13 protein-coding genes are annotated in these 12,931 nt (G+C 43.1%); 11 read left to right on the top strand and 2 right to left on the bottom strand.

Translation table 11 applies throughout. The features are described 5' to 3' along the window. Window position 1 precedes the first annotated feature (1 nt). Both AC5FX4_RS23130 and AC5FX4_RS23125 read right to left on the bottom strand, forming a co-directional pair. Complete coding sequence (locus AC5FX4_RS23130) at window positions 2–217, bottom strand: hypothetical protein (protein WP_493608790.1); 216 nt, start codon at window positions 215–217, stop codon at window positions 2–4. A 213-nt stretch (window positions 218–430) separates the two neighbouring features. Further along, window positions 431–877: a hypothetical protein gene (locus AC5FX4_RS23125; protein WP_493608789.1), complete on the bottom strand. Its 447-nt coding sequence runs from the start codon at window positions 875–877 to the stop codon at window positions 431–433. A gap of 527 nt (window positions 878–1,404) precedes the next feature. Here AC5FX4_RS23125 and AC5FX4_RS23120 point away from each other — a divergent pair. From AC5FX4_RS23120 to AC5FX4_RS23070, 11 genes are all read left to right on the top strand, one after another. Next, complete coding sequence (locus tag AC5FX4_RS23120) at window positions 1,405–1,896, top strand: hypothetical protein (protein WP_493608788.1); 492 nt, start codon at window positions 1,405–1,407, stop codon at window positions 1,894–1,896. A 236-nt stretch (window positions 1,897–2,132) separates the two neighbouring features. Further along, window positions 2,133–2,774: a hypothetical protein gene (locus AC5FX4_RS23115; protein ID WP_493608787.1), complete on the top strand. Its 642-nt coding sequence runs from the start codon at window positions 2,133–2,135 to the stop codon at window positions 2,772–2,774. Between the two features lie 140 nt (window positions 2,775–2,914). Then, window positions 2,915–3,508 carry a nucleotidyl transferase family protein gene (locus AC5FX4_RS23110; RefSeq protein WP_493608786.1) on the top strand — a complete coding sequence of 198 codons (594 nt, stop codon included), beginning with the start codon at window positions 2,915–2,917 and terminating at the stop codon, window positions 3,506–3,508. Next, window positions 3,505–3,843, top strand: coding sequence for a hypothetical protein (locus tag AC5FX4_RS23105; RefSeq protein ID WP_493608785.1), 339 nt, complete (start codon window positions 3,505–3,507; stop codon window positions 3,841–3,843). The genes AC5FX4_RS23110 and AC5FX4_RS23105 overlap by 4 nt, the downstream gene beginning before the upstream one ends. A 216-nt stretch (window positions 3,844–4,059) precedes the next feature. Continuing rightward, the gene (locus AC5FX4_RS23100; protein WP_493608784.1) at window positions 4,060–5,142 is read left to right on the top strand and encodes a hypothetical protein; all 1,083 of its coding nucleotides are present in this window, start codon (window positions 4,060–4,062) and stop codon (window positions 5,140–5,142) included. Between the two features lie 54 nt (window positions 5,143–5,196). Continuing rightward, complete coding sequence (locus AC5FX4_RS23095) at window positions 5,197–6,087, top strand: hypothetical protein (protein WP_493608783.1); 891 nt, start codon at window positions 5,197–5,199, stop codon at window positions 6,085–6,087. 165 nt (window positions 6,088–6,252) lie between these two features. Further along, on the top strand, window positions 6,253–7,599 hold the full coding sequence (locus tag AC5FX4_RS23090) for a hypothetical protein (protein ID WP_493608782.1): 1,347 nt from the start codon (window positions 6,253–6,255) through the stop codon (window positions 7,597–7,599). A 14-nt stretch (window positions 7,600–7,613) separates the two neighbouring features. Further along, window positions 7,614–8,945, top strand: a complete 1,332-nt coding sequence (locus AC5FX4_RS23085; protein WP_493608781.1) for a hypothetical protein — start codon at window positions 7,614–7,616, stop codon at window positions 8,943–8,945. Window positions 8,946–9,079: 134 nt separating this feature from the next. Beyond that, complete coding sequence (locus tag AC5FX4_RS23080) at window positions 9,080–11,047, top strand: hypothetical protein (protein ID WP_493608780.1); 1,968 nt, start codon at window positions 9,080–9,082, stop codon at window positions 11,045–11,047. An 18-nt stretch (window positions 11,048–11,065) separates the two neighbouring features. Then, window positions 11,066–12,325 carry a hypothetical protein gene (locus AC5FX4_RS23075; protein ID WP_493608779.1) on the top strand — a complete coding sequence of 420 codons (1,260 nt, stop codon included), beginning with the start codon at window positions 11,066–11,068 and terminating at the stop codon, window positions 12,323–12,325. A 255-nt stretch (window positions 12,326–12,580) separates the two neighbouring features. Next, window positions 12,581–12,931, top strand: a 351-nt coding sequence (locus tag AC5FX4_RS23070) for a hypothetical protein (RefSeq protein ID WP_493608778.1), incomplete at its 3' end; no start/stop codon positions are given.

Raw genomic sequence — 12,931 nt, 5'->3', positions numbered from 1 at the left:
ACTATTCCTCTTCTTCATACTCAACTGGTGGCACCATACCTGCTATGCCAACCCCAACATTAATTGCCGCGTTACATAACACCTTTGCCTTGTCTTCATCACTTAAGGCTTCATACGCAGCGATGAGTGCTGGGCCGCCTTGGTAAGTTGTATTAAGCAGCGCTGCTATGTTAATTTCGTCTCGTACAAAAGTCGCATTGAAGTGTTTTGCGTCCATCCTAGTCCACCATTTATTACAAAGTTGACATAAAACCCATTTCCATTGTTTTCAATGAACAATGTGTCATATCAATGATATAGGGTTAAATGTTGTTAGTCTCGAGTCGACATTCTAAATGCAGTTCGCTACGAAACGCAAGGCGCAGTGGCAATCATATATTGGAAACACCACTTTAAAAGTGAGTATACCAGACCCAACAGCAGTTCAGAGCTAGTTAAGCGTCAGATTATCCAATACCGGCGTAATGTCAAATACTTGCTCAATATCTGGATTGCCTATATAGAATTCATCTGACGGGAACTCAAAGGCTTGATATGCAACGTCAGAAACCGTCGCTAACAACGTTGCCTGGATTTCATTTTCAGGCACCCATTTATTATAGGTTAATATTCCCGCGTCATTGGCCACACCCACAATCGCAACACTCACGTTGTAATTGAACTCATCAAAACTCATGCCTAGTGTATCCGCACAAGTGACGAGTAAATAGGCTACTTTCGAGTTTTCACTTAACGGCAGAGCGTTTCGCAATCCATTGGCTGTATTCAAAGCCAGTGTTTCAAATGCTCTAACGTGGGTATCTTTTAGAAGACTGTTTAGGCTTATTCGCTTGCCTCGACCATCTGCTATGTTGGACTTGCTGTACCTTATTGTCATACAACACTCACTCCCTAATAAAACGTACATTTCTTTATAGGCGCCCTAGATTGTCTAGTAATACAACGACTAACATTTCCCCGCGCTATAAAACATTACACTCAAAGTGTGATTGATTCAAGCTCAATCTGTTGCGTCATATACAATTCTTCACTTCTGTATCTGAAAACCCGTTTTAGCACACTTCTTGATAGAGTTGTGTTGATATATAGCAAATCTAGACGGACAAACGCATCTAAACCAATTCACATTTTGGATAAATTGCGGTGCCAATTATCCTGTTTTATATAATTATAAATATTAAAAAATACATTTAAAGTGCTATTAATTCAAAGTGTTATTTTTCAAATTGACAAAGTAGTAATAAAAAAATCTTACTAATAATCGATTTAATATGAACAAAATCATACTTATAGCCGAATTAGAACAACGCATCCTATGGCGTTTCAACTGCAACGGCTGTATGATTGCTGCAGCTTTTTGCACTTTAAGTGTTAAGCAATGTTTTTCGTTCGGAGCCACTAAAGTTGACAGAACTATACTATAAAGATCACCAAAATCTGGGCTTAAAAAGCCCAAATGGACCGTCAGCCCGCCTCAATGAAATGTTGGATAAAAATAAGAAACGATGGAAAGAGCCTGGCCATGGTAGAACCACCGTGGTTAGAGAGATTGCCGATATATCCTTCTCGGCGGCTGCAAAGTGGTTAAAAGACGACGTATTACCTAGAAAGGCTGAAGATAGAGTGCATTTTGCGCAGATCTTACAAGTAGATCTACTTTATTGGGAATACGGTGAGCGGAAAAAAGTTGAACGAAAACCGGTAGATATTTTGAAGTTCAGTGTTGTTACGCACCAAATAATGTCCAAATTAGGTCTTTCTCACAATGAAATAAAAACTGAGCAGCTCGTGTTGATTCAAGAAATTGCGCTTGCATTCTCTGATGGGTGCGGAGAAACGCACCCAGATGAAAGTATCATTGAGCGACTTTTTAAGTTAGCAGTCGGCAATAGCTAACCTGCCACAAATAATTGTACAATATCAAGATTCAACTTACTCAACTCTATTATTCTCCTGCCGCATCTTGTATTGTACAATTACATTTTGTTTCGTGTTAAATATTAAGTCAGTTGGCTTTTTGGTAACGACGAACAACACACTTTAGTCAGCGCTGTTGTAAAATTTGGCGTCAGAAACTCACACATTTGTGAGTTTCAATTTCAGTGTCCTTACAATCAATTGGAGTACTTGGTATGTATCTCGAAGAGTTAATTGACTACGTCATGATAGAGACGGGTGGGTTCATTATGGGCGAGCTAGAGATGACCCAAATCGATAAGCATCAATTTCACCTCATTGTGAAACGCGCGTTGGGCATTTACAACAAATACTGCCCGCAATCAAAACGCCTTGTCATTGACTGCCGCGACGCTTATGACTTCACTACTTCATCAATGGGTAGCCCGAGTTGGATCTCGAGCGTGACCCCATTAAATCAAGAAGCAGCCATTGCAGAATTAGTTTATGGCTTAGCAATCAACCACAAGCAACCTGCTTGGGAATACCAAACACCAACGCTTTTCATAGATGGGCCCGCTGGAAAATACGATGTAACAGCGCTTTACCCTCATGTTATGAGTGATATCACGTTGAATGAAAGCGATCGAGTATCGACCTGTACCCTACCATCAATTTCCTATGATGATGTTTTATTTTTAGACCTTTTGGTGGCTTACTCTTTACTGGCTATTGGTCGCTCTAGGCGTGCTTTTACATTGCAAGACTTTCCAGTCTCAATGGATGGAAAGTTACTTGTTTATGAAGGAAGAATGATGCTTAAGAACACCAAACGCAGACTCCAGGAGCAATCTAGCTGGTATCATGCAATTGGGTGATAGTAAACGACACAGCAAAGCCTTGTTTCTCTCAGGTAATTTGATAAGATGCCTGAAAATTGTACCTATCTAAGTACTCTTTTATAACTAAGGCAATTTTGCAATGCTAATTTGAGACTGGAAGTATGAGACGCTGAACTATGACATCTAAAGATTATGATTGGTCTATTGTACCCTTAAAGCCCGCTCCCCTCACAATGGGTCACATCCACTTGCTAAATTTGGCCAGACATCAAGCCAATAATACGCTGATTGTTTTTCGCCATTCTAGTGCAATCGCCTCTTCTGAGCATGTATGGAGCACAGTTCAAAGCCAAGAAATGATTGAACGCTGGTGTGCCTCTCAATCATTTGTACCCGCTTTTAAGTTTGCTTATTTACCAGAGCAAAGCAGCAATGACGATTTTATTGAACTCGTGAGCTCAAATACTAGTGGCGACAGGTTACTGCTTTCGTCAAGCCCGAGTGTATGCGATAAATTCAATAAGTCTTTGCAAAATGTGTTTGACTGTCACTTCGTCACACCAGCAAAAGACAAGACTGGCGCTGCTATCCATGCATCAAAAGTTCGGCAACTATTCGTAAAGGAACGCTCTTTAGCCGATTTACAGCGCGAACTCTCGCAACTTTTAGAGCTGGGCGTTTTACATTACTCAACATATCAATGGTTGCACCGTTATACGCTTAACATGCGACATAAAAACACCAAAACGGGTGAGGTAGGTGAGCTATGATTAAACACCCTCATAGCAATAAAAAAATTCACGGTGCGCATTACGTGGCGCGTACATCTGTGTTGCAAGCCCTCAGCCGTTGTGCATCTTCGATTGAGCAACACGAGTTCGAAGTAATCGACATACTGTACAATAGGATAATGAGTTTGTTTGATAAAGACCAATATGCTTTATATGAGCAGGTCGCAAATATATTATCAGTCATGAACAACTCCTCTATTACGGAGCAACTGAAAGAAGCTATCGATGTCGTTGCAGTCCACACTGCACAACATATGCTGACATGTCCGTATAACAGCGATTTTTTTGAAATAAAAAGACCCGAAAGTGTTTAACAGCCATGATAAGCTGTTCAGCGACTACGACTCTTGATATACTCTATTGTACAACTGAGACTAAGCCGATAACCAAGCGGTAAATAATGGGAATTATGGGGCCTGTATGATGTCCACACGTGAAACATGCAATACACGACTTTGCGCTTTGCCTGCCTACTTTACGGACCTATATGTGTTAGCTCGTCAAAAAAGCCAATATAGCGAGTAAACACTATGTCAGGTATGTCGTTTAACCGCAGTGGCTACAAATCACACGTCAATATGCTAAAAGACGTTGTCATTGACATGGTCGAGTCTGGAAAATTTCAGTCAGTCTCGATACAGCAGTTAGATAATGATCAAATCATTCACCCGAAACTGCTTGAAGATGATGCGCCATTCTCCTGCTTACTCGAGGTATTGCCAGAGGGCAATGCTATGCTGGCTGGCAACCAATATAGTTGGCGCGTTATGTTTAAAGTTAAATGGAACGAAGCCAGATTATATGTTGCCCCTAAGTTACAACTGCCCGATACGGCAATGCTCACCGAGGTCCAAGGTCAGTTTGAAAGGTTGGTGGGTTGGGACCACGTCGGTGTTATTGGCTCTGATGTTGGCAATGCAGGGATCCCATTCGTTGATAGAACATACCTAAGAAAAGCGGCTCCGGCATACCCAATGGGGTATGTATTGACATTAACCGAACGTGGCTTTGTTTTTTTCTCATACGAAGAAACGTTTGATGACGCGACACAAATAAACAGCAACAACGCGAGCTGGTTTAGCTGGCTTTGCGTACAACGCCCTGTTGATCCAGAGTCTGGTGAACCGCTGGTGAGTGAAATGTCGCCCGTATTCGCCGCATATGAAATAAAAAATGGCTTTGGGCATGTAAGAAACAAGTTTGTCGTACGAGAAGCCGACGTATACGTCCCAACTAAAAGCCAACCAGCTTGGCGATTTAAGTATATGGACAATGCCATCTTGCCCCATCCAGATGCTGAGGTTAACTACTTCACCGATGACAATACCGCAAAAGTATTTTTCCCCCATAACTTAAATACGCGTCGTTATCGCTACAAACATGTACTCGACCTGATCGCATATAGCGAATCTCGCTTATTTGGTAGCCTGCAAAACATTGAATTTTCGCGAGTATTTTATGAAAAGCAAAATAGGCGCTTTAAAACAGTATTGAATCATGCGCAAGACTCAACGGGCACCATTATTATGATTTATATAAACGGACCTGAAATTAAAGAGCATGTCCGTTCGGTGCATGATGAAAGCTATAACTGGTTATTGGCCACAGGTTAACGGCATGATGAACAATAAAACACATCTCGACATGAAGGGCTGGTAAAGTAAATTATGTACCATCAGTTTAAACATGGCTTAGTAGAATTGGCACAAGTGTTTGATTTTTTGATAGAATCAACGAGCATGTATTTCACGTATAAACGAATGGAGAATGGCCGTGTACTCAACTTGATGCCGCGTGTCACGCTCGATGCGCATGCAAAAGATCAGCCCTGGGTCGTTCGTTTTGAGCTGGTAAACGACACAACGCTACGCCTGAATATTGTGACGCCCATGCAGCTTGATCCTGACGGCTCACTGTATAACAGAAATATCGGCAGTCTTAATACAAAAGATACAACTTACGCTGTTGGCTATTGGCATCAAAGAGAAGGACTTGCAGGTGACGCTAAATATTCTCGACCTTTCTCTGTGCTTTTCACAGCAGACTCTCATGGTTTTGCTTTAGCAATTTGGGAGCATGCAGTCGTTGATAGCTTAAACCGTCAACTTTCATGGCTAGTAGTACAAAAGCCGGTAGAGTGGCAAAATGGTATTGCTATTCCAACTGAGCATAACCCGGTGATTGCTTTAAGCGGCATATTCAATCGCTATGAGTCAAAAGTTGAACAAATGCTGGTTCGAGAACGCGATATTCCTGTACCAGCACCGGTGCAAACGGCAATTTCAGATCAGTACAACCGTTACAGCGCTATGCATACAGTTAAGTTAAAAGAGATTTCAGAAAGTAGAGATTACTTTATTCAATTTCCAAATAATTTCTCTACTGAACGATTTAGCTATGATGGTGTATTCGATATGATTGGCTTTGCCAATACAGACTTAGTCAGCGCAAATGCCACTTTACCGCTTGAGGTATTTGGCGAGCGCAGAGACTATCACACCATGGTAAGTACATTAGCCGATAACAACGGCGTCAGTGTTATGTTTCGTATTACATAGTGCGCAACATATTGAGATTTTGTGAAACACAGTAGTGAATACACCTTAAATATTGTACAACTTCAGCACATTAAATTGTACAATAGGTGAAACCGCACTTTGCGTATGCAAAGTAGGCATTAATGAGACCAGTTTGCATTGGCCCCAGACTATCCGGAGAAATTTATGGGTTTTGTCAAAAAAGCGGAGTTTGCGCCTTATTCAGTCGAGCGTGGTGGATACACGACGTTAAAAAGCCTGATCACAGCCGTAGTCCGCGATTTAGTGAATTATTATGAGCATCCAACTTCTGCCGATGAAGCACAGAATGCGTTTGAGCTTTTATATCCAGCCGATAACCCAGATTTGGGTGATCCGGAGTCAATTGATAGCGACGTATTTGTTGTACAAGCGACAGGGTTTGTAGACCCTTTAGCTGGCGCCGATCCTACTTTTAAGGCGCAAGGTACAGAAATCATTCCGCAACCGTGGATTATTCGATTCGATACGGGTGTTGGCAAACAATGCACCCCTGCACACAACAATCGCCGTGAAGATCGCGATAACGATGCACCTGAAGTCGGTAACTTGCACATCAATATTTCTACCCCACTACAGTTGTACAAACCAGCCAGTGGAGACTGGCAAATGTACGACTACACGCCACCAAACCGTGGCACGGGTGACGAACCAATTGTGGTTGGTACATTGGGCTTCTTGGGCGAGCGAATTCCCGTTGTAGACAAGCAAGTTGCATGGTGCGACCCCAATGACAAGCTTCGCTTAGAGATTGAAGACAAAGGCTTTTTCTGTCGCCGCCCGCTATACAATATTAAAACAGAATTTGAAACTAAATACCCTGACACGGCTCAGGTAAGCATTGCAGGTACACCTAACATTCCAATGTCTTATGCGCTGTCAGTCAGTGATCATGGTATTGCGCTGGCTATCTGGGAAGAAGCAACGGATCAGTATGATGCCAAAGGACACCGCCATAGTTGGTTTGTTTGCCAACGCCTAGTAGACAAAGAAAGTGGTACACCCCTTGTTAATCAAGCGGATTCTCACTGTCCACTAGCTTGTTTGTATGGTATTCAAAACCAAACTCAAAATATTAAACGTTATTTTGTGGTTCGAGAATCAGACGTACACCGTCCTTCTGAAGATTTAGATGCAACTAAGAACACGCAAGACAGCGTTGCGCTGATCAATCCGAACGAACAGATCTCAGTTACAGAAAACTACGAATATGTGGTATCAGTACCCAGTGGTATCAATACCCAGCGCTATTTGTACCTTGAAGAAATGGACATGATCAGTTACTGCTCAGCCGACATTATTTCTCAAGACGGTATTGCCGAACTGTCTATGTACAATGACGGTAGTAAAAAGCGCTACAAAGGACTGCGCTCAACGGGCAGATATAATACGGGTGTACGTATTCTAATGCGCTGGTACAACACCGCGATCACGACACAAGACAACGTAGGTCAAACCGACGTTGTGCCTGGCTCTAGCGCTGGCACTTACTAACAGGAGAGTTATCAATGCCACTTACAATAAATGGTGATATTTACACTTCGAATTTACCAGCGAGCTTGGCCAATGGTGGAGAACATTTTGTCACGACCGTTACTCGAGATGGCTTTACCGATGTCCGAGAGCTTGTCAGCAACTGGTTGCAAGTAATGGTTGAAAATGGCTATAAGCTGGTTACACGTACGCCTATCACCTACGATCCAAACAACCCTCAGCCGATTATGGCTGTGCTTGAGTCGACGACTGCCACCAATTTACTGAACGGTGAAGAGCCTTATCGCATCAGGGTATATGCGGATACGCAATACACCTGTGAAATCCAAATGGCGACGCCACTGCAACTGGGTGAAGACTTTGAGGAAGCAATTCCGAATTTGCGCGGCTATACCTGTGGTCATGTTGGTGAATCACCGCACACAGTGCCTTACAACTACCGTGATGTGATCCCATTAAACAAATCATCGGCAGCCAATGCAACAACAAAGCAACCGCAGCCTAGCCACGGCTTTAACGTCTCAACACTCTACTTTATTGACGTGCGCGAGTTTGAGGGCATGTTACGTGCTTACCCAATGTCGTACCGTTTATCTATCACGGACAGAGGTTTTTCTTTTGCGTACTGGGTGGAATCAGACGACCAATCTGCGGGAGACTCGCCAACACAAAGTTGGCTAGTACTGCAAAGACCGGTGGATCAAAAGTCAGGTAACAACCTGCAAGACGCTGATCCGTTAGGGTCTCGTAACCCCATTTTCTGTTTGTATGGTATCTACAACAAATTTATTTATGATAATTTTGGCACCACACAAGACGGTGATATTTACACCATGGATATGGACGGACAAGTGCCACTAGGCAGAACACAACCTGTGTCTTTAAGTCCACTACCGGGTGTTATTCAAAAATTCACGGTACGAGAAAAAGACGTTTTAAAACCAACCTACGCTGAAGATGCGACACTGAACACCCGTGACTCCAATGCATGGGTAAACGAAGTACAACAGCAAACTCGAGTTGAATACCGAGCGAGTTCAGAAGCAACAAATGCCGGCGCATTTACCTTAGCGGGTGCCAAATACGTTATCCTTTATCCTAATAGACTGAATACAAAGCGTTTTCGCTATCAACATGATATGGATATGGTGGCATATACATCCGCCGACGTGATAGCGCCACAGCTAACCATTAAAGTGAATGTGTATAACGAGGGCGACACGAGCGCCAAACGTTATCGTAAATATACCGCATTAACACCAAACAGCAGCCATAATACCAATATGACTGTACTAATGTTAACCGAAATAGATTGTGATGCCCCAGATACCGGGGAAAATCAGTAATTAAACAGCTTAATAATCGTTATTGAGCATTCGCCATTTTGTTCAAAACTGTTGTACAATACAAACACACTGTACAACAGTTACAGAGCTAACTGTAATGGTGCTGAGACTAGAGACAGCGAGGAAAATGAGTCATGTCAGAATTTTCACCTTATTCCGTAACACGCGGAGGGTTCGCCACACCCCGGGAAATGTTCTTATCTATTGTACAAGACCTAACACGGGAAAATAGCAACCAAATAAAAGCATTTGATATTGTGTATCCACAAGATACCTCAGAACTTGACTATCAAAATCCAGATAACCCAGCCAACGATGTAATCATTGTGCAAGCAAGTGAGCATGTCGATGCATGCGCAGGAGACGAGTCGAACCCTCAACCTTGGGTGATCCGCTTTGACACTCGTTCAGAAATTGGCCATGGTATGGGCCATATCAATGTAACCACACCACTACAAATTGATATGGACAAAGACAAAGCACCAGCCATTCCCTATATTCCACCTAATACATCCTATGATGAGAGCAATATTGCTAATATCCAAACCCGCGGTACCTTAGGCTTTATTGGTAATCGCGTGCATGATGGTAATGGTGCCGTGCCACAATCAAACCGCTATGGTTTTATTAACCGTGCAATCTATCATACCAAGATAAAAGATACGCACGATATTGATGGGTTTGGCAACTTAATGTGGAATTGTATCAATAAATCGAATGGTGCTAGTGACACCATAGTATGGGGAAGCCGAAATATGGTGCCGCGTGGCGCCTTTGATGAAAATAACCACATACTCTATCAACTGAACCTCGAGTGGTTTGAGGTCATGAACCCGGAAGGGATTGATATAAAAGCTGTTTATCCTATATTCAACGGGGACTCAAACAAACAGCCGCATAAGAAAGCAGACGGCACCCGCGCAACAGGGTTTGAAGATCCGGTATATGAACGCAGAGAGTTTACCATTTATTTCCGTGCTCCTGTGGGCAAATCGTTAGCAGACCTTGATGGAGACTCGATCACAACCATTAAAGTGGAAGGCGAGCTTCCTCCAAGCATACTCAATTTAGCAATTGAAGACTCTAAACGAGACGAGCTTGGCCAAAAGCAAGAATTTGAAATTGAATTTCCACTCAGCAATTATCCAGAATTTACATACTACAAGATTAGCTATGAGAACTTTGCCCCCAGTGGTCAACTCAAGTACAAGTCTATTTGGATAGTCGATGTGGATCCAAACCTTAATCAAGCGCCACAGCTAACAGGATACCCGCCACAAGACCCATTTGTAGTGAAAAGCTCAGGTACCGACGCAATTAACAAAGGGTTAGAATTTTACGACAACTTAAAATATGACTTAGTGCCGGTAACCATTCAATCCTTCGATGTAGATGGTGAAGCTATGGACCCAAGAGAAGGTGCCCGTAACGTCCCAATGTCTTATGCACTAACAGTGAGCGACCATGGTATTGTACTAGCAACTTGGGACCAAGCGGTGGATCAATATGAAACCAGTGATGGTCACCGTTTTAGCTGGTTTGCAACACAGCGTTTAGTCGATAAAGACACCGGCACACCTTTAGTCGACCAATCTAAGAGTTTCTGCCCCTTGTTTTGTATTTATGGGGTGTATCATGAGCGTGTTAGTACCAGTAATTACTTTATTGTACGTGAATCTGATGTACACCGTCCTTCTGAAGAGCAAACCGCAGGAGATGATAGCCCGGATTCAAACGCAATCATTAACACCTACGAACAAGTGGCGGTATCGGAAGACTATGAATACGTGATCACAGTCCCGTCTGGCCTGACAACACAACGCTACCTGTACTTAGAAGAGGCAGACCTCATTGGTTATACCTCGGCTGATGTTATCTCCAACGGCGCCCTATCTGAATTTAGCATGTACGATGAGGGTGTCTGTTCTGTCACTGGCCATGGTAGTAAAAAGTCATGCGAAGCAAACGGTGGCACATGGGAAGAAACGTCGCGTCTGTACAAAGGTTTACCTGCAACAGGTAAGTTTAATACAGGTATGCGTATTTTAATGCGTTGGTATGGCGGTCGCTTAGGCAACCTTAACAGCACACAACAAAACTAATTTTAGGAGAAGACGAGGATGGCTTTAAATACCCTTGTACAAAGTAATGTTAAGTACGGCTACAGCGACCTGCGTATCGTCTTGTTCGAAATCGCAGAGTGGCTCAATACCGTTGGCTGGGAAATCAAATATCAATACCCAACCGCTAAAGAAAAATTTGATACGCAAGGTGGTTACAGCTTTGTAGCAGTCCCTCGCGGTGATTCACAAAACATGTTTGATAACGAGCGTATCGCTTTGAAGATGGCTGCTAAAACGGTTAGTGGCTCAGAGTTTTCATATCAAACCATTGAGGCGCATGTTACACCGCAACTGCAGTGTGACTTTTCAAATGGCCAAGTGATCCAAGACGCACGTGGCGTGACTTCTGGGAACTTAGGTCCTGGTTATGATTATACGTATACGGATCTAGGTGTTGAACATCGTTCTCACACGGGTGATGGTCTGTTTTTTGACACCAAGGTAGTCAAAGGTCGTTTGCAAGCACACCCAGTTTCATGGCGTGCATCATCTACCGAGCACGGTCTATTTTTAGCAATTTGGCTAGAGGGTGATGAGCACCGCGATCCACCTACACAAAGTTGGTTTGTGGTACAGCGCCCGGTAGACCAATCAGATGGTCAACCTCTGAGAGAACCAGATGCTGACGGTAGCCGTAACCCTATTTTCTGTATGTATGGCATTTCCAATGAAAGCAATACCCGTTCAACAGCTCATCAGGCCGCTTATGAAGATTATGCATACAATAATGGCATTCCATATACACCAGTTATAGGCGCACCAAAGGCGGGACCACAAAGCTCTATTACCCCGTCGCCAGATGCGACCAAACAAGGTGCTATCGCGCTAAAACGCTTTATTGTGCGTGAAAAAGACGTCAACGCACCGGGTAAACAGTACGATGCATGGCGTAATGACCGTGATATGAACGCCATCATCAACTTGCGCCAACAACAAGCGCGAATTGAAATGCGCGACATTGGGGTGGCAAGTATTGAAAAAGCGGGCTCTCGCTATGCTATCTTGTTCCCATCAAAGCTGAACACACCACGTTTTAGATTTAAACATGAGCTAGACATGGTTGCGTACACGTCCGCAGATGTGATTTCATCTGGATTGCCAGTGAATGTACATGTGTATGGTGAAACAGACCCAGAGACTCAAGAGAAGCTCTATCGCAGATACATTGCGATTCAGCCAACAGGGCCATTTAATACCAACCTTATTATGCTCCATTTGATTAAAGCCGGCATTCCCGAGTCTGAAATCAAAAAATAATCGAGCACTTGTTTGAAGGGTGCAATGCCCTTCTTTTTTTGCTGTTTCTCGCAAAGTTTACGTATAATTTTTTGTACAATAACTTAGGTTTGGATCGCCTGAGAAACAGCCCTTCTTCATTTTCTGACTCACCATAAACCGATCACAATTAATTTATTGTACAATATTTCAATCTCACTACTGCTTCATTTCAACAATCGCGGTACAATCCTTATATTAAGGCGATGCCAAATGAGACTAGTATGAGGGTGCCTCGTGAGTGTAATAAATACTATAAAAAGTGCGAAATACCGCGCATTTATCAATGAGCTAGCGGATAAGAGAGAATGGTTCAAGGTCAAGTCAGAGCAAAGAGTACCCATCGTTATACCCGACAGTAAAGGGTTATTGTATCTAGCAAACTTTAACGAGAACTATGTTGTTGCCGTCACGCCAATCAACCATGATATGGTGTACGTTGCCGAGGTAGCCTCTCCGACTCGTGTGGTCAGCGGTATTATCGCTGGCAGCGAGCGCGTATTAGTGCTCAGTTCAGATGGCAAACTGCATATTTTCAGCCCGAACCTTATCCATCTGCAAACACTAAACTTACACGACAATATAACC

The sequence above is a fragment of the Pseudoalteromonas sp. ATL1 genome (assembly GCF_058933015.1).
This window is presented reverse-complemented; position numbering and strand designations above follow the sequence as displayed.